The sequence below is a fragment of the Kribbella sp. NPDC005582 genome (assembly GCF_040605415.1).
In the GTDB taxonomy this organism is placed as follows: Bacteria; Actinomycetota; Actinomycetes; order Propionibacteriales; family Kribbellaceae; genus Kribbella.
Genome location: NZ_JBEXCU010000001.1, coordinates 1,048,446 through 1,064,540, shown reverse-complemented (window position 1 = coordinate 1,064,540; position 16,095 = coordinate 1,048,446). Strand labels below are relative to the sequence as shown.

Sequence of the window (16,095 nt, the reverse complement as noted above, 5' to 3'; positions counted from 1 at the left end):
GACCTGCGGCGTCCGTCCATCGGGGGACGCGCGCGGTCCCGTGCTGAGGCACACTTGAGACATGCCTCAGTACCAGCCGCATCAGCGATTCACCGAAGCCGACCGGGAAAAGATCGCCGGCCGGTTGCGGGACGCGTTCGCCGACGGCCGGCTGGATCAGCCCGAGTTCTCGTCGCGTCTCGATCAGTTGTACGAGGTTCAGACGTACGGCGAGCTCGAGCCGCTGGTGCGCGACCTGCCGCCGACGAAGACGTACCAGACTCCTGCCGTCGTTCAGGACCAGAAGCCCGCGCCGGCACCGGGTGAGTTCCCGACCAAGGAAGTGCAGCCGCGGCGCAACAACGGGCTGCTGGCGCTCGGCGGCGGCTTCACCGGCATCGTCGCGATCAATGTGGTGATCTGGTTCGTGATCGGGGTTTCGAGCGGGCACTGGCCGCACTTCTGGCCGGTGTGGCTGATGATTCCGTGGGCCTTCATCGCCCTGGGCAATCTCGGAAAGCGCCGTTGAGCCGGCAGCTCCGGCCCGCGCTCACCTGGCAACTACGGCAGGGATCCGCGCTCGTCTACGTGATCTGGTTCGCGGTCGCCGTACCGCTGGTGATCGTCGGGCTGCTGGTGGAACCACGGTGGGTGGGCTGGTTCATGCTCGGCTGGTTCGCGGTGCTGGTGGTGTTCACGCTGGCGATGCGGGCGGCCGACGTACGGCTGCAGAAAGCGTGGGCGCGAGCAGCGCGCGAGCTCGGCTGGCGGATGTCGGCCGCCGGGCCGGAGGTGCTCGAGCGCTGGCCGTTCCCGCCGTTCGATCTGGATCCACGGGCCTCGGTCGCCGAGGTGACGACCGGGCGGCACCGCGGCCGGGAGTTCGTTGCCGGTGAGTTCCGGCACCGCGTCCGGCGCCGCAATCTCGGTTTCGACTTTCTTGATCTGCAGGTCGACCGTCCGTTGCCGCCACTTCAGGTGCTGCCGGCCGGGCTGGGGGCGGTGGCGGCTGCAGGCCTGCTTCCGCTGCGTCTGGACATCGAGGGTCTCCCAACCCGCTACGACCTCTTCAACGGCCGCGAGGACCACGCTCAGGCGCTGCTGCATCCCCGTGCGGTCGAGGTGCTGGCCGGCGTCGCCCCGTTCGGCTTCAGCTGCGAGGGACGCCGGTTCGTCGCGATCCTCCCGGCGTACCGGGACACCACTACGGCGTTGGCCCAGCTCGATGCGGCCTGCGATCTGCTGGACCTGATGCCTGAGCAGTTGTGGCGTGAGGGCGAGCAGTGGGCGGCTACGCGATCAACCTGATCAGGGCAGCCAGGTCCTCGTCGCCGTGACCGGAGGCGACGGCCTTCTGGAGCAGCTCGCCCATCGGTCTCAGCAGCATCGGGTCGACGCCTTGGGCTTCTGCTGTGTCGATCAGGTTGTGGTACGCCGCTGCCTGCATGGCCAGGTTGGATCCGGCCGAACCGGTCTCCGGCGGGTTCTCGAGGTCGGCCGCCATCCGCGGTACCGATCCCAGCATGGCGGTCAGCCAGGGGAGCAGCAGCTGTTCGGTGAATTCGGCGGCGGGGACCTGCGCGCTGCCCATCAGGGCCAGCGCATGCTGGGCGCCGCCGAACATTCCGTACATGGCACTGAGCAGCGCGATGTCGTACAAAGCGGCCAGGCCGGCGTCGGCGCCGACGTACACGGGACGAGCCAGTACGGCGAGTGCGGGCTGATGCTGCTCGAAGGCTTGGGCGTCGCCGCTGTAGAGGATGAAGGCGTGCGGGCCCCCGATCATCGCGGGGACGGCCATGATCCCGCCGTCCAGGTAGGCGGCGCCCGCCGTGGTGGCCTCCAGGCCGCGGGCCTGGTCGGGCGTGGTGTTGGTGAGGTTGACGACCACCTTGCCCGTGAGGTCGAGGCCGTCGAGGGTGTCGCGGACAGTGGTGTCCACGAGCAGGCAGACGACCACGAGCGGGCTGGCGGCGACCGCCTCGGCCGCAGTGACCGCGCGGACGGCACCCAGTACGTCGAGTTCGGGGGAGCGGCCGGGAGTGCGGTTCCAGACGGTGGTCGGATGGCCGGCGCTCAGGAAGGCCCGGGCGAGGGCGGTTCCCATCGTGCCGAGGCCGAGAACGGTGACTGGTGTCTTCATGTCAGCCACCCTGCGGGCGGCCCTTCGGATCGGGCAAGTACCCACTATAATGTGGGGTACTAACCTTTCGGTAAGTATGGCTACTGGGGGCCGATTGGGTTTCGGGTGTGCTACTGACGTACACTCGGTTGTTGGCTCTTTTCGAGCCATAGTCAGTCACGTCTACAGAAGTGCGAGGACATGCCCAAAAAAGAGGGAGTTATCGAACTCGAGGGCACCATCGTCGAGGCCCTGCCGAACGCGATGTTCCGTGTTGAGCTGTCCAATGGGCACAAAGTGCTCGCGCACATCAGCGGCAAGATGAGGCAGCACTACATCCGGATTCTCCCCGAGGACCGGGTCGTCGTGGAGCTGTCGCCGTACGACCTCACCCGGGGTCGCATCGTCTATCGGTACAAGTAACACGACCACCAACACCTGTCGAAGAAAGAAGCTCGATGAAGGTCAATCCGAGCGTCAAGAAGATCTGCGACAAGTGCAAGGTGATCCGCCGTCACGGCCGGGTCATGGTGATCTGCGAGAACCCGCGGCACAAGCAGCGGCAGGGCTGACCAGCTCTTCTCAGCAGGACACGGCACTTTTCGCACCACAGCGCGCACGCTCGTCCAGCATCAGAACGTCGCTGGACGCTGCCCCCGGAACAGAGGCCGGGGCCTTGCCGGTGAGCACGACCGTCACCGAGGCGGGCAAGGACGCGGCGCGCCACCACACCTCTGCCGACGAAAGGAACACCGCCACATGGCACGCCTCGTAGGAGTCGACCTGCCGCGCGACAAGCGCATCGAGGTCGCACTCACCTACATCTTCGGAGTAGGCCGCACCCGCGCCCTCAAGACGCTCGAAGCCACCGGGATCTCCGGTGACAAGCGCGTCCACGAGCTGGGCGACGAGGAGCTGGTCAAGCTTCGCGACTGGATCGAAGGCAACTACCAGATCGAAGGTGACCTCCGCCGTGAGGTGACCGCGGACATCCGCCGCAAGATCGAGATCGGGTCGTACCAGGGCCGCCGGCACCGTAGTGGTCTGCCGGTTCGCGGTCAGCGCACCAAGACGAACGCCCGCACCCGCAAGGGTCGCAAGAAGGCGATCGCCGGCAAGAAGAAGAAGTGACCCGGATGACCCTCGATCTTTCCAGGAGCAACTGACTTATGCCTCCCAAGAGCCGCACCGCGGCCGGCGCGAAGAAGGTGCGCCGCAAGGAGAAGAAGAACGTGGCCGCCGGCCACGCGCACATCAAGAGCACGTTCAACAACACGATCGTGACGATCACCGACCCGACCGGCGCGGTCATCTCGTGGGCTTCCGCGGGCACCGTCGGCTTCAAGGGTTCGCGCAAGTCCACCCCGTTCGCCGCGCAGATGGCCGCCGAGGCCGCTGGGCGCCGCGCGATGGAGCACGGCATGCGCAAGATCGACGTGTTCGTGAAGGGTCCCGGCTCCGGCCGTGAGACCGCGATCCGTTCGCTGGGTGCCGTCGGCCTCGAGGTCGGCACCATCCAGGACGTCACCCCGACCGCACACAACGGCTGCCGCCCTCCCAAGCGGCGCCGGGTCTGATCCAGAGAGAGGCAGGTAACTAACCATGGCCCGTTACACCGGACCCATGACCAAGAAGTCGCGCCGTCTCGGGGTCGACCTCGTCGGTGGCGACAAGGCGTTCGAGCGTCGTCCGTACCCCCCGGGTATGCACGGCCGCGGCCGTCCGAAGGAGAGCGAGTACCTGCTCCAGCTCCGTGAGAAGCAGAAGGCCCGCTTCTCGTACGGCGTTCTGGAGAAGCAGTTCCGCCGGTACTACGAGGAGGCCTCGCGGCGCTCCGGCAAGACCGGTGACAACCTGCTGATCATCCTGGAGTCCCGTCTCGACAACGTGGTCTACCGCTCGGGCCTGGCCCGGACGCGTCGGCAGGCCCGTCAGCTCGTGACGCACGGTCACTTCACGGTGAACGGCATCAAGGTGAACATCCCGTCGTACCGGGTGGCGGCCCACGACATCATCGATGTCAAGGCCAAGTCCGCCGAGACGACGCCGTTCATCATCGCCCGGGAGACGCACGCCGAGCGTGTGGTTCCGGCCTGGCTCGAGGTGATGCCGGAGCGTCTGCGGATCCTCGTGCACCAGCTGCCGACCCGGCAGCAGATCGACACCCAGGTCTCCGAGCACCTGATCGTCGAGCTCTACTCGAAGAACTGATCCGGTTCCGGCCGGTGGCTCAGGCCGCCGGCCGGATTCGGTGTTCTTCACCCTCTCGCGGCCTCAAATAGTGGTCGTCGCGAACAGCGAAGGAACACGAAGTTGCTTATTGCACAGCGCCCCACCCTGACCGAAGAGGTCGTCGACGAGCACCGTTCCCGGTTCGTCATCGAGCCGTTGGAGCCGGGTTTCGGCTACACCCTCGGTAACTCGATCCGCCGGACCCTGCTGTCGTCCATTCCCGGTGCCGCCGTCACCAGCATCAAGGTCGACGGGGTCCTCCACGAGTTCTCCACCGTGGCCGGGGTCAAGGAAGACGCCACCCAGATGATCCTGAACCTCAAGGACCTGGTCGTCTCCTCCGAGCACGACGAGCCCGTCACCATGTACCTGCGCAAGCAGGGCCCCGGTGACGTCACCGCCGCCGACATCGCGCCGCCGGCCGGTGTCGAGGTGCACAACCCGGACCTGAAGCTCGCGACGCTGAACGAGAAGGGCCGGCTCGAGATGGAGCTGGTCGTCGAGCGTGGCCGCGGTTACGTGTCCGCGATCCAGAACAAGTCCGCGGACGCCGAGATCGGCCGGATGCCGGTCGACTCGATCTACTCCCCGGTCCTCAAGGTCACCTACAAGGTCGAGGCGACCCGTGTCGAGCAGCGCACCGACTTCGACCGCCTCGTGGTCGACGTCGAGACCAAGCCGTCGATGCTGCCCCGCGACGCCGTCGCGTCGGCCGGTAAGACGCTGGTCGAGCTGTTCGGTCTGGCCCGCGAGCTGAACGTCGAGGCCGAGGGCATCGACATCGGCCCGTCCCCGGTGGACGAGCAGATGGCCGCCGACCTGGCGCTGCCGGTCGAGGACCTGCAGCTGACCGTCCGGTCGTACAACTGCCTCAAGCGTGAGGGCATCCACACCGTGGGTGAGCTGATCTCGCGCAGCGAGCAGGACCTGCTGGACATCCGGAACTTCGGCTCCAAGTCGATCGACGAGGTCAAGCTGAAGCTGGCCGAGATGGGCCTGTCGCTGAAGGACTCGCCTCCCGGCTTCGACCTGCGTGCGGCCGCCGAGGCCTACGGCACGGAGTCCGAGGACGACGACGAGAGCTTCGCCGAGACCGAGCAGTACTGACACCCACCCCGGGCCTGCTTTCGGGCCTGAATCCCTCTGGAGTAAGAGATGCCTACCCCCACCAAGGGTGCCCGGCTGGGCGGCAGCCCGGCGCACGAGAAGCTGATCCTCAGCAACCTCGCGACGTCGCTGTTCGAGCACGGCGCCATCACCACCACCGCGGCCAAGGCCAAGCGCCTGCAGCCGCTGGCCGAGTCGATGATCACCAAGGCGAAGCGTGGTGACCTGAACTCCCGCCGCCAGGTGATGAAGCGGATCCGGGACAAGAGCGTCGTGCACGTGCTCTTCACCGAGATCGGCGAGCGGTACGCCGACCGTCCGGGTGGCTACACCCGCATCATCAAGCTCGGCCCGCGCAAGGGTGACAACGCGCCGATGGTGAAGATCGAGCTCGTCGAGGCGCTGTCGGAGTCCTCGAAGGCCAAGAAGACCGCGAAGAAGGCCCCGGCCAAGAAGGCGGAGCCGAAGGTCGAGGACAAGGTCGTCGAGACCGAGGTCCAGGACGTCGAGGCCGGCAAGTTCGAGAACTCGGCCGCTCCGCTGGCCGACGGCTCGGCGCCGGAGGGCTTCACCATCAAGGGCAACGAGAACTCGATGAAGTACCACACCACCGAGTCGCCCTGGTACGACCAGACGGTCGCCGAGGTCTGGTTCAAGACCGAGGACGACGCCGTCGCCGCGGGCTTCGCCAAGGCCGGCGAGACCGAGGACGACAAGTAAGTCTCAGCACCACGGCAGCGCCCCTCACTTCACGGTGAGGGGCGCTGTCTGCGTTAGATTGCCGTGTGCGTTGGCGGATAGACCTCAGGTACGACGGGACGGCTTTTCACGGCTGGGCCCGTCAGGATGGTCTCCGGACCGTGCAGGGCGCGCTGGAAGACGCATTGCAGACCGTACTGCGGTTGCCCGAGCGCGTGGCGGTGACGTGCGCCGGTCGTACGGACACCGGCGTCCACGCCCGTGGTCAGGTGACGCACTTCGACTCGGAAGCCGCTGTGGAGCCGCACAGGCTCTTGAGAGCGCTGAACGGCGTGCTACCTGCGGATGTGGTGGTTACGTCCGTGACGGCGGCTCCAGAGGGCTTTGACGCGAGGTTTTCCGCGGTGGCACGGCGGTACGTCTACCGGCTCTGTGATGACGCTGCTGCTTGGGACCCGCTGACGCGCGGGCACGTACTCCGGGTGCCCCGGCCGCTGGATGTGGAGCGGATGAATGCGGCGGCGGCGCAGTTGCTGGGCGAGCACGACTTCGCGGCGTTCTGCAAGAAGCGGGAGGGCGCGAGCACCGTACGGGCGCTGCTGGAGTACTCGTGGCGGCGCACGGCGCCTGGGCTGTTGGAGGGGACAGTGATCGCGGATGCGTTCTGTCACTCGATGGTGCGGGCGCTGGTGGGTTCGATGATTCCGGTCGGAGACGGGCGTCGAGAGATCGATTGGCCCGGGGCGGTGCTCAAAACCCGCACTAGGGACTCGGCAGTGGCGGTGGTGCCCGCTCATGGGCTCACCTTGGAAGAAGTGCGGTATCCGGCGGACAACGAGCTGGCCGCGCGGGCCCGGCAGGCCCGACAGGTCAGGGGAGAGGTACACCAGCGTGGCTGACCACTACTTCTCGGCGGAGCCTGGTTCGGCGGACATCCGCCGTACTGTGGAAGGCCGGATCTGGGGACGCGACTACACGTTCACCACGGCGACCGGAGTCTTCTCCAGAGACCGTCTGGACATCGGTACGGCGGTGCTGTTGCGCGAGGTGCCCGCACCGACGGGCACGGGGACGTTCCTCGACCTGGGAACCGGCTACGGGCCGATCGCCTGCGCACTGGCCGTGGAGTCGAGTGCCGAGGTGTGGGCGGTCGACGTGAACACCCGGGCGCTGGAGCTGACCGCCGAGAACGCCAAGGCGGCCGGTGTTGCGGACCGCGTCCACACCGCGCTGCCGGACGACGTACCGGGAGACCTGCTGTTCGACCAGATCTGGTCGAACCCGGCGATCCATATCGGCAAGCCAGAGCTGCACAAGATGTTGTTGCGTTGGCTTGCTCGCCTTGCGCCCGGCGGCGTGGCATGGTTCGTGGTCGGCAAGAACCTCGGCGGCGACTCGCTGCAGCGCTGGATGACCGAGCAGGGCTATCCCTGCGAGCGGATCGGCAGTGCCAAGGGGTTCCGGGTACTGCGTGCAACGAACGCGGGTCCGACGCCGTCCTGAGGGTTATGGAGGCAGCCTTGGCGGCAGCGGAGGCGCGATCGGAGTCGATCGAGTTCGAGCAGTGGGTCGGTCAGAAGGCCGACGCACTGATGCGGTTCGCCTATGTGCTCACCGGCGACAAGGCGCTGGCCGAGGATGCCGTCCAGGACGCGCTGACGACGGCCTGTGCCCGCTGGGCACGGGTCAGTCGCGCCGACGACCCGGAGGCCTACGTGAAGCGGATGGTGGTGAACGCGCACATCTCCTGGTGGCGACGTTTCCGCCGTCGCGAGGCACCTGTCGAGGACCCCGTCCGCAGTGCGCCCGCCGCACCGGACGGTGCGACGGCCAGAGCCGAGTCCGAGGCAGTCTGGGCGCTGTGCGCGACGCTGCCGGACAAGCAGCGCGCAGCCGTCGTACTGCGCTTCTACGAAGAACTCTCGTACGCCGAGATCGGCGTACTGCTGCACTGCGCGGAGGCGACCGCCAGGTCACATGTGCACCGCGCGCTCGCCGCACTGAAGACCACACTGAGCAAGGAAGGAGCCGAGGATGCCTGAGCACGACCCTGAGCAGGAGCTCGGCCCCAAGTTCAGTTCGGCCTTCCGGAGCCAGGCGGACGGTACAGAGCTGCCGAGCAGCGGGCTGGCGTCGGTCGCCCGGCGACGCGTACGGCGGCGCCGGCAGGCAGTGATGTCGACGGCTGCTGCTGTGCTCGCCGTGGTTGCTGTTGGCGGCGTCTGGAACGGGTTGCTCGGTTCGCCCAGCTCGAGCTCCGACTCGGCGGGCGGTGCGGCGGAGGACAAGAGCGGTGTCGCGGTCAGCCAGCCAGAGCGCACCGCGGAGGCCGTTCCTACGCAGCCGCTTGCGCCAACCGGGTGTCCGGCCGCGCATCCGATCCTCAAGGCGCCGGCGACGAACGCCGTACCGGCTGGGACAGGACTCGACGTCAGTACGCCGGTGTCCGGGCTGCTGGCGTGCCGCTACAACCTCAAGGCCGGCGGACTGCTCGGGCAGCAGACCTACAGCCCGCAAGTCGCACAGCAGGTGGTCGATGCGATCAAGGTGCTGCCCGAGATGAACTCTCAGCTGCCCGTCTTCAAGTGCGCACCGCAGACCGCTCAGCCGAGTGAGGCGATCGTGCTGCGCTTCACCACGGCCGACGGCATCCGGGAGATCTGGGTGGAGTACACCGGCTGCAACACCCCGGGCTTCTTCACCGGCACCCACACCTACGGCCTCTTCGCGGCGCCGCTGAAGTTGTTCATGACCGGCTCGGTGCGGCCGGCCGGCAGCACGTACCTGGATGCGCTGAAGGACTGGTGACGGGATATCCGTTCGCCTGCTGACGGGTCGGCCGGTCAGACTGGGGGAATGGGTCACGTAGAAGTCGCCGGCATCGGGTTCGAGCTGCCGGACGGGCGGGTGCTGCTGGACGACGTCACGTTCCGGGTGGCGGACGGTGCGAAGGTCGCACTGGTCGGGGCGAACGGCTCCGGCAAGACCACGTTGACCAAGATCATCGCGGGCGACCTGAAGCCGCACAGCGGCAGTGTCGCGCGCTCCGGCGGCCTCGGCGTGATGCGGCAGTTCGTCGGCTCGGTGCGGGACTCGTCGACCGTGCGGGACCTGCTGCTCAGTGTGGCGCCGGAGGCGATCCAGCACGCGGCGGCGACGCTGGAGAAGGCCGAGCTGGTGATGATGGAGGACGAGAGCGAGAAGAGCCAGCTCAAGTACGCGCAGGCGATCTCCGACTGGGGTGAGGTCGGCGGGTACGACGCAGAGGTGCTGTGGGACGTCTGCACGATGTCTGCGCTCGGAGCCCCGTTCGACCGCTGTCAGTGGCGTGAGGTGAAGACGCTGTCCGGTGGTGAGCAGAAACGCCTGGTTCTGGAGGCCCTACTGCGCGGACCGGACGAAGTACTGATGCTGGACGAGCCGGACAACTACCTCGACGTACCGGGGAAGCGGTGGCTCGAGGAGCAGCTGCGGACCACCGACAAGACGGTGCTCTACATCAGCCACGACCGTGAGCTGCTGGCCAACACAGCAACCCGCATCATCACTGTGGAGCTCGGTGCGGCCGGCAACACCGCCTGGACGCACGGTGGCGGATTTCGCACGTACCACGACGCCCGGCGGGACCGCTTCGAGCGGTTCGAGGAGTTGCGCCGGCGCTGGGACGAGGAGCACGCGAAGCTCAAGGCACTGGTGCAGATGTACAAGGTCAAAGCGGCGTACAACGACGGCCTCGCCTCGCGCTACAAGGCCGCACAGACCCGGCTCCGCAAGTTCGAGGAGATCGGCCCGCCGCAGGAGCTGCCGCGCGAGCAGAAGGTCAGCATGCGCTTGACCGGCGGCCGCACCGGCAAGCGGGCAGTGGTCGCCACCGGACTCGAGCTGACCGGTCTGATGAAGCCCTTCGACCTAGAGGTCTGGTACGGCGAACGCGTCGCCGTACTGGGGTCCAACGGGTCCGGCAAGTCGCACTTCCTTCGCCTGCTCGCCAACGGCGGTACCGACCCGGACATCGAGCACCAGCCGATCGGCGAGGTACCGATCGCGCCGGTCGCGCACACCGGCGTTGTGAAGCTCGGTGCGCGCGTGCGGCCCGGCTGGTTCGCCCAGACCCACGAGCACCCGGAGCTGGTCGGCAAGACACTGCTGGAGATCCTGCATCGCGGCGACGACCATCGCGACGGCATGGGCCGCGAACTGGCTTCCCGGAAGCTCGACCGCTACGAGTTGGCCCACGCCGCCGAGCAGACCTTCGACAGCCTCTCCGGCGGCCAGCAGGCGCGCTTCCAGATCCTGCTGCTCGAGCTGTCCGGCGCCACCCTGCTCCTGCTCGACGAGCCCACCGACAACCTGGACGTGGAGTCCGCCGAGGCGCTGGAGGAGGGCCTGGACTCCTTCGACGGCACGGTTCTCGCTGTCACCCACGACCGCTGGTTCGCACGGGGCTTCGATCGCCACCTCGTCTTCGGTGCCGACGGCACCGTCTACGAATCCGACGAGCCGGTCTGGGACGAAGGTCGGGTCCAGCGGGCGCGCTGAGCCGTACAGTCGTGCAATGACTCGCGAGATCGCGGCCCGATGGCTTCGGGCCGTCGTGCCGAGCTGGCTCTACCGCTGGCTGCTGCCGGCGGGCTGGCTCGCAGCCGTCGTTGCATCGGCAATCGCTGAACCCGCCTGCTCGCTCGAGCATCCGTGCGGTCCGGATCGGGTGTTCTCGCTGGTCATGATCGTCTGCTTCGCCTCCCTGGTGCTGTGGTGGTGGCAGCCAATCCTGGCCGCCAGTGCCGGGGTCTTGTTCCTGGCCTTCGACCTCCAGTACGACGACGGCGAGGCCGCCCGGACCGCCTGGACCCTGTACGGCGCTGTCTGCGCCGCGATGCTCGTGTGGCTGCTCGCCAGCCGCAGAAGGCAGCGCAGGCTGGTCGGCGGCGTAGCGCGGCGGCCGGTGAGCATCCCGGCGGCTGAGCGCGTCGGGGTGACGGCTCGGATTCTGGTGGCCGGTGCACTTGTGGTGGTCGGTGTCGCGGCGCTGTTCGTGATGCGCTGGCAGGACCAGCGTGAGGACGCGCATCTACGGCGAGCCGTCGAGCAGACGGCCGTGGTCGACCGAGTGACGGATGACGGAGACGCCGTACTCAAGCTGCCTAACGGCTGGACGCACACCACCACCATGACCGACCCGCCCGATGTCGGCGCGAGCGTTCCGGTGCTGGTCGACCCTGCGGATCCAGACTGGCTGCGGCCGCGTGCTGAGCTCGCCGACAACACCTGGTGGTACACGGTGGGGGGTGGTGCGTGGGTGCTGGCACTGCTGTTTGTGGTGCGCGACCTGCAGCTGCGTCGGGCTCGGCCGCGTCGGTCGTGGACCGGGCAGGGGCTACCGGTTCAGCTCGAGCCGGACGCGTCGATGGCGTTCGCGGTGCGGTCGGCCGATGGCGCCGTACTGCTGGGGTTCGTGGACCTCGAGCTCGACGATGACGAGCGCGATGCGGAGCTGGCCGCAGCGTTCGACGTACTGGACGAGGAAGAGGAAGAGGCGCCGGCTCGGCTGCGGCGGGAGTGGGAAGGCACGCTGCGCCAGTACCGCGGTGAGGCGCTGCTGGTTGGTGAGCTGGCCGAGGGCAGCTGGCCGACGTTCGTGCTCGGAGAGCAGGTATTGCGGTCTACCGGTCCGCTGCGGGCGCCCCGTAACGCGCTCTGGCGCACGGAGTCCGTGGAAGGTCTCCCGGACCAGCCGACGGTGCATGCCGAGCGTGCTGAGCCTGAGATCGAGGCTGCGCAGGAGCTTCCGGACCTGCCGTGGGAGGTGCCGCTGCAGCCTGGCGAGTGGTGGGAACGGCCTGCCTGGGTTGCGGCGCTGGTGCTGACACCGGTTGCTGCGTGGGTGTTGCCGATCTGGCTGGACGACAAGTTCGCCGGCATCGCGGCAGCCGTGCTGGGCGTCAATCTCGTCCACTTCGCAGGCAGCCAGGTGTTCTACCGAGTCATCGCCACGACGTCCGAGGTGTGGATCCGCAGCGGCTGGTTCGAGCGCAGCGTGCCGTGGCGGTCGGTTCGGGCGGTCGACGTGACGGAGGACCGCCTGGATCTCGAGACCGGCGAGGACTGGTCTGTTGTCGGCGGCATTGCTGCTGACGAGATCCAGGGCGCAGCTCGCGTGTTCGAGGCGCTCCGACTGCGCTCACACGACGGACTGGCGGCTGCGACGGCCAGCCGGCGCGTTGCGCCGATTCTGCTGATCGATGGCGTGCTGGCGGCCGTCTGCGCGGCCGTGCTGCTACTGACCTAGCCAGCCGTCGCGGTACGCCGTCCAGTTGTCCTCTGTGGCGGTGAAGTCCACATAAATCGCCAGGCCGAAGTTCTGGCGCGGTGAATCACCTAAACCGAGGCTGGCGCCGCGGACTGCGGCAGCGACCGTTTCGGCGTGGCCCCAGTGGGAGGGGTTGCTTTCCCAGTACGCCGGCAGACCCATGAGCAGGTCTGTGCCGGGTGGTGTGACCTCTAGCGCCAGCTTGGTCTGCTTGGCGACATAGCCGCCGTAGAGGGACTGCAAGGGCATGGCTGTGTCGTAGGACATCACTGCGATCTGGTTGACGCGTTCGGCGACCTGACGGAAGTAGTCCTGCGACCACCACTTGTCGATCGGGATGCGGTGCAGCTGCCAGAGCGGGTCGATCTGGTGCGCCGCCACGGACAGCGGTGCGCCCAAAGCGCGCGTCTCGTCGAGTACGGCGAGGTAGCCGCGCGAGCCGGACCGCACCGGCTCGAAGTCGTAGTGGATGCCCTGAAACCCTTGTGCCAGCACGCTTTTCGCCGAGGCGACCACCTGCGTCCGCACAGCTGCGTCATCGAGATCCATGCCCGGATTCTTGCCCGGCTGTACGACGTCGCCGAGCCAAGCCTGCACCCGTACGTCGGGCGCTGCCGCGCGCATCGCGGTCGTGAACCAGCGCGCCTGTGGCGACACGCGAGCCAGGTCCAGCGTGCCGTCGTGCTCAAGCGGACCGGTGTGCACGTACAGGTCGCGGATACCTGTGTCCTGCAGTCGTTTGGCCAACGCGGTGACGTCGGCTGCGGTCTTGCGGCCATCGACCCAGGCATGGCCGAGCCAGAGCGCGTCATGGTTCCGAGTGCGGGCCGACGGCTCACCGGCGTACTGCAGGCGGAGCGAGAGCGCGTAGGTGCCGGGAATCAGCAGTGCGAAGACCAGTAGGCCCAGCAGGACGAGCTTGCGTCGGCGTCTCACGCAGCAGCAGGGCGCAGACCGGCGTACACGAGGCCGAGCATGCGGTTCCGGACCTCCGGGTCCACGTTGCGAGTCGTAGCGCCTCGGGAGGCGCCGATCAGCAGCGCGTAGACCTCCGGCAGGCCGGCGTCGCGCCGCACCGCGCCAGTGCGCTGCGCCTCGGACAGCAGCGAACCGAAGGCTTCCCGCAGCCCGGCTGCCGCCTTCCGGGCATCCTCACCGGCCGCGACACCCGCAGCGGTCAGCGCCTCACCGACCGCCAGCTTGGCGGACGACTCCATCACCACCTGGCTGAAGAACGCGTAGAACGCGCGTCCGGCGTTCTCCCCGGCCGCCAGCGTCAGCGCCTGCTGCCGCAACCGCTCCAAGCGCTGGGTCAGGACCGCCTCCAGCAGATCCGTCTTCGTCGGAAAATGCCGGAAGACAGTCGCGATACCCACCCCCGCCAACTTGGCCACCGCGTCGGTCGACGCGTGCGGCGACTGGCCGAACACCTCGTCCGCCGCCATCAGAATTCGCGCCCGATTGTCCCGCGCATCAGCTCGCACCCCAGACCCCTCTCCTTCGTGGCAACCCCCGTGCCTCGTAGGAAGAGACGCTCTGAAACACCCATTTGGTTGTAAACGAAGCCAACTCTTCGGAACCCCACTCCGTTCTAGGCTCCGTCCATGACTCCCGAAGAGGTCTTCCGCACCCTGGTCCACGGCGTCGCCGCCGGCCGGTACGCCGGTCTCCCCGAGCTGTACGCCGAACAGACCGACGTACGGCATCCGATGCATCCGGACCGCCCGGAGCCCCTGCGCTCCCGCACCGAGCTCCGCGCCCACTTCGGTGGTGGCGAGGACTCCCCGGAGGACCCCCTCGTGCGTTTCGAGGCGGTGGACATCGTGGTGCACCGGACCGAGGACCCCGAGGTGATCGTGGGGGAGTTCGCCTACCTCGGCACGGTCAAAGGCTCCGACGAGTCGTTCCACGTGCCCTGTGTCTTCGTCCTGCGGGTGCGCGACGGCGAGATCGTGGAGTCGCGGGACTACGTCGACCACGCGGCGATGGCGAGAGCCCGCGAGCGGATCGCCGAAATCACGACGGAACCGGCGGCGGCCGGCGGCGCGTCGTAGCTCCAGAAGCGCAGCAACGGCCCCGGTCCCTGGCGATACGCCGGACCGGGGCCGTTCCCAATGAGCTACTAGCGGTCGCCCATCGGGACGTACTGGACGCCGCGGGCGCCGGTGTAGATCTGCTTCGGGCGCGCGATCTTCTGGTCGGTGTCGCCGAGCGACTCCAGCCACTGCGCCAGCCAGCCCGAGGTGCGCGGGATGGCGAACAGCACCGTGAACATCTCCGGCGGGAACTGCAGGGCCTCGTAGATCAGGCCGGAGTAGAAGTCCACGTTCGGGTAGAGCTTGCGGGAGACGAAGTACTCGTCCTCGAGCGCGATCTTCTCCAGCTCGACGGCGATCTTCAGCAGCGGGTTGATGCCCGTCACCTCGAAGACGTCGTCGGCGGCCTTCTTGATGATCTTGGCGCGCGGGTCGTAGTTCTTGTAGACCCGGTGGCCGAAGCCCATCAGCCGCTCTTCGCCGTTCTTGACGCCCTCGATGAACGACGGCACGTTGTCGACCGAGCCGATCCGGCGCAGCATCTTCAGCACCGCCTCGTTGGCGCCGCCGTGCAGCGGGCCGTAGAGGGCGGCGATGCCACCGGTCACCGCGGAGTACGGGTCGACCTGGGTGGAGCCGATCGCGCGGACCGCGTTGGTGGACGCGTTCTGCTCGTGGTCGGCGTGCAGGATGAACAGGATCTCCAGTGCGCGCACCAGCCGGTCGTCGGCGGCGTACTTGGGCTCGCTCATCTTGAACAGCATCGACAAGAAGTTGGCCGCGTAGCTGAGCTCGTTGTCCGGGTAGACGTACGGCTTGCCCTGCGCGTGCCGGAACGAGAAGGCGCCCAGCGTCGGCATCTTCGCGATCAGCCGGCGGATCTGCAGGGCCCGGGACTCCTCGTCGAAGATCTCCCGCGACTCCGGGTAGAACGTCGAGAGCGCGCCGACCGAGGCCAGCAGCATTCCCATCGGGTGCGCGTCGTACCGGAAGCCCTGCATGAAGGTCTTCAGGTTCTCGTGCACGAAGGTGTGATATGTCACGTCGTGCACCCAGGCTTCGTACTCCGCCTTGTTCGGCAGCGCGCCGTTCACCAGCAGGTACGCCACCTCGAGGTAGTTCGACTGCTCGGCGAGCTGCTCGATCGGGTAGCCGCGGTACTCCAGGATGCCCTTGTCACCGTCGATGAAGGTGACCGAGGACCGGGTCGAGGCGGTGTTGACGAAGCCGGGGTCGTAGGTGGCGAGGCCACCGTCTCCGTCGGTTGCGCTGATCTGCTTGAGATCTGCGGCACGGATAGTGCCATCGGTGATGGCAAGGTCGTAGTCCTTGCCGGTCCGGTTGTCCCGGACGGTGAGCGACTGTTCGGTCACGATGCCCTCTTCGGAAGCTGGCGTCATCGCCTGGGTGAGTGAGGGTGTATATCAGCCGGCGGGACGCGATTCGGACTGCAATCTTCACCGCTAAACTAGTGCGGTCCTCTGCTGCTTCCAAGCCGGGGTCCCGATCGGACCTGGGCTCACTTTGACCCCAGGTGGCGTACGCCGGTATTCTGGGCTGCTGTTGTGCGTTTCAGGTCCCGAAGAGGTTCAATCCTGTCCGGCGGACCG

General features: G+C 67.5%; 20 protein-coding genes. 16 read left to right on the top strand and 4 right to left on the bottom strand.

The features are described 5' to 3' along the window. Positions 1–61: 61 nt before the first annotated feature. The gene (locus ABZS29_RS05260; protein ID WP_355458759.1) at positions 62–508 is read left to right on the top strand and encodes a DUF1707 domain-containing protein; all 447 of its coding nucleotides are present in this window, start codon (positions 62–64) and stop codon (positions 506–508) included. Further along, positions 505–1,287, top strand: coding sequence for a hypothetical protein (locus tag ABZS29_RS05255; RefSeq protein ID WP_355458757.1), 783 nt, complete (start codon positions 505–507; stop codon positions 1,285–1,287). Before ABZS29_RS05260 ends, ABZS29_RS05255 begins: the two co-directional genes overlap by 4 nt. Here ABZS29_RS05255 and ABZS29_RS05250 read toward each other — a convergent pair. Continuing rightward, complete coding sequence (locus ABZS29_RS05250; protein WP_355458755.1) at positions 1,271–2,122, bottom strand: NAD(P)-binding domain-containing protein; 852 nt, start codon at positions 2,120–2,122, stop codon at positions 1,271–1,273. The genes ABZS29_RS05255 and ABZS29_RS05250 overlap by 17 nt on opposite strands. A gap of 180 nt (positions 2,123–2,302) precedes the next feature. Between ABZS29_RS05250 and infA the strand changes: the two genes are divergently transcribed. The 13 genes from infA (at position 2,303) to ABZS29_RS05185 (ending at position 12,428) form a co-directional block, all read left to right on the top strand. Then, entirely contained in the window at positions 2,303–2,524 is a 222-nt protein-coding gene (infA, locus tag ABZS29_RS05245; RefSeq protein WP_012923661.1) for a translation initiation factor IF-1, read from the top strand. A gap of 35 nt (positions 2,525–2,559) precedes the next feature. Then, on the top strand, positions 2,560–2,673 hold the full coding sequence (rpmJ, locus tag ABZS29_RS05240) for a 50S ribosomal protein L36 (protein ID WP_008361054.1): 114 nt from the start codon (positions 2,560–2,562) through the stop codon (positions 2,671–2,673). A gap of 187 nt (positions 2,674–2,860) precedes the next feature. After that, positions 2,861–3,232, top strand: coding sequence for a 30S ribosomal protein S13 (gene rpsM, locus ABZS29_RS05235; RefSeq protein ID WP_132402604.1), 372 nt, complete (start codon positions 2,861–2,863; stop codon positions 3,230–3,232). Between the two features lie 38 nt (positions 3,233–3,270). After that, entirely contained in the window at positions 3,271–3,678 is a 408-nt protein-coding gene (rpsK, locus tag ABZS29_RS05230; RefSeq protein ID WP_012923659.1) for a 30S ribosomal protein S11, read from the top strand. A gap of 25 nt (positions 3,679–3,703) precedes the next feature. After that, entirely contained in the window at positions 3,704–4,312 is a 609-nt protein-coding gene (rpsD, locus tag ABZS29_RS05225; RefSeq protein WP_355458752.1) for a 30S ribosomal protein S4, read from the top strand. A gap of 102 nt (positions 4,313–4,414) precedes the next feature. After that, positions 4,415–5,440: a DNA-directed RNA polymerase subunit alpha gene (locus tag ABZS29_RS05220; RefSeq protein WP_355458750.1), complete on the top strand. Its 1,026-nt coding sequence runs from the start codon at positions 4,415–4,417 to the stop codon at positions 5,438–5,440. 48 nt (positions 5,441–5,488) lie between these two features. Then, on the top strand, positions 5,489–6,160 hold the full coding sequence (rplQ, locus tag ABZS29_RS05215; RefSeq protein ID WP_355458748.1) for a 50S ribosomal protein L17: 672 nt from the start codon (positions 5,489–5,491) through the stop codon (positions 6,158–6,160). A gap of 65 nt (positions 6,161–6,225) precedes the next feature. Further along, the gene (truA, locus tag ABZS29_RS05210) at positions 6,226–7,038 is read left to right on the top strand and encodes a tRNA pseudouridine(38-40) synthase TruA (RefSeq protein ID WP_355458746.1); all 813 of its coding nucleotides are present in this window, start codon (positions 6,226–6,228) and stop codon (positions 7,036–7,038) included. After that, positions 7,031–7,642, top strand: a complete 612-nt coding sequence (locus ABZS29_RS05205) for a methyltransferase (RefSeq protein ID WP_355458745.1) — start codon at positions 7,031–7,033, stop codon at positions 7,640–7,642. Before truA ends, ABZS29_RS05205 begins: the two co-directional genes overlap by 8 nt. A 5-nt stretch (positions 7,643–7,647) precedes the next feature. Beyond that, positions 7,648–8,181, top strand: a complete 534-nt coding sequence (locus ABZS29_RS05200) for a SigE family RNA polymerase sigma factor (protein WP_355458743.1) — start codon at positions 7,648–7,650, stop codon at positions 8,179–8,181. Further along, positions 8,174–8,947, top strand: a complete 774-nt coding sequence (locus ABZS29_RS05195; RefSeq protein ID WP_355458741.1) for a hypothetical protein — start codon at positions 8,174–8,176, stop codon at positions 8,945–8,947. The genes ABZS29_RS05200 and ABZS29_RS05195 overlap by 8 nt, the downstream gene beginning before the upstream one ends. 48 nt (positions 8,948–8,995) lie before the next feature. Further along, positions 8,996–10,678, top strand: coding sequence for an ATP-binding cassette domain-containing protein (locus tag ABZS29_RS05190; protein ID WP_355458740.1), 1,683 nt, complete (start codon positions 8,996–8,998; stop codon positions 10,676–10,678). A 16-nt stretch (positions 10,679–10,694) separates the two neighbouring features. Further along, positions 10,695–12,428: a hypothetical protein gene (locus ABZS29_RS05185; protein WP_355458738.1), complete on the top strand. Its 1,734-nt coding sequence runs from the start codon at positions 10,695–10,697 to the stop codon at positions 12,426–12,428. Here ABZS29_RS05185 and ABZS29_RS05180 read toward each other — a convergent pair. Further along, complete coding sequence (locus ABZS29_RS05180) at positions 12,417–13,385, bottom strand: hypothetical protein (protein WP_355458737.1); 969 nt, start codon at positions 13,383–13,385, stop codon at positions 12,417–12,419. The two genes, ABZS29_RS05185 and ABZS29_RS05180, sit on opposite strands and share 12 nt — an antisense overlap. Next, the gene (locus ABZS29_RS05175) at positions 13,382–13,933 is read right to left on the bottom strand and encodes a helix-turn-helix domain-containing protein (protein WP_355458736.1); all 552 of its coding nucleotides are present in this window, start codon (positions 13,931–13,933) and stop codon (positions 13,382–13,384) included. Before ABZS29_RS05175 ends, ABZS29_RS05180 begins: the two co-directional genes overlap by 4 nt. Before the next feature lie 120 nt (positions 13,934–14,053). On the opposite strand from ABZS29_RS05175, the gene ABZS29_RS05170 reads away from it, so the two are divergent. Next, a complete protein-coding gene (locus ABZS29_RS05170; RefSeq protein WP_355458734.1) occupies positions 14,054–14,503 on the top strand; it encodes a nuclear transport factor 2 family protein in 450 nt (149 codons plus the stop codon). 68 nt (positions 14,504–14,571) lie between these two features. Here ABZS29_RS05170 and ABZS29_RS05165 read toward each other — a convergent pair whose 3' ends face one another. Continuing rightward, positions 14,572–15,858, bottom strand: a complete 1,287-nt coding sequence (locus ABZS29_RS05165) for a citrate synthase (RefSeq protein WP_344144653.1) — start codon at positions 15,856–15,858, stop codon at positions 14,572–14,574. Between the last annotated feature and the right edge of the window lie 237 nt (positions 15,859–16,095).

Coding starts and splice junctions, on each gene's coding strand:
- ABZS29_RS05260 (WP_355458759.1), top strand. CDS start 62: ATGCCTCAGTACCAGCCGCATCAGCGATTCACCGAAGCCGACCGGGAA.
- ABZS29_RS05250 (WP_355458755.1), bottom strand. CDS start 2,122: ATGAAGACACCAGTCACCGTTCTCGGCCTCGGCACGATGGGAACCGCC.
- infA (WP_012923661.1), top strand. CDS start 2,303: ATGCCCAAAAAAGAGGGAGTTATCGAACTCGAGGGCACCATCGTCGAG.
- rpmJ (WP_008361054.1), top strand. CDS start 2,560: ATGAAGGTCAATCCGAGCGTCAAGAAGATCTGCGACAAGTGCAAGGTG.
- rpsM (WP_132402604.1), top strand. CDS start 2,861: ATGGCACGCCTCGTAGGAGTCGACCTGCCGCGCGACAAGCGCATCGAG.
- rpsK (WP_012923659.1), top strand. CDS start 3,271: ATGCCTCCCAAGAGCCGCACCGCGGCCGGCGCGAAGAAGGTGCGCCGC.
- rpsD (WP_355458752.1), top strand. CDS start 3,704: ATGGCCCGTTACACCGGACCCATGACCAAGAAGTCGCGCCGTCTCGGG.
- rplQ (WP_355458748.1), top strand. CDS start 5,489: ATGCCTACCCCCACCAAGGGTGCCCGGCTGGGCGGCAGCCCGGCGCAC.
- ABZS29_RS05200 (WP_355458743.1), top strand. CDS start 7,648: ATGGAGGCAGCCTTGGCGGCAGCGGAGGCGCGATCGGAGTCGATCGAG.
- ABZS29_RS05195 (WP_355458741.1), top strand. CDS start 8,174: ATGCCTGAGCACGACCCTGAGCAGGAGCTCGGCCCCAAGTTCAGTTCG.
- ABZS29_RS05190 (WP_355458740.1), top strand. CDS start 8,996: ATGGGTCACGTAGAAGTCGCCGGCATCGGGTTCGAGCTGCCGGACGGG.
- ABZS29_RS05185 (WP_355458738.1), top strand. CDS start 10,695: ATGACTCGCGAGATCGCGGCCCGATGGCTTCGGGCCGTCGTGCCGAGC.
- ABZS29_RS05170 (WP_355458734.1), top strand. CDS start 14,054: ATGACTCCCGAAGAGGTCTTCCGCACCCTGGTCCACGGCGTCGCCGCC.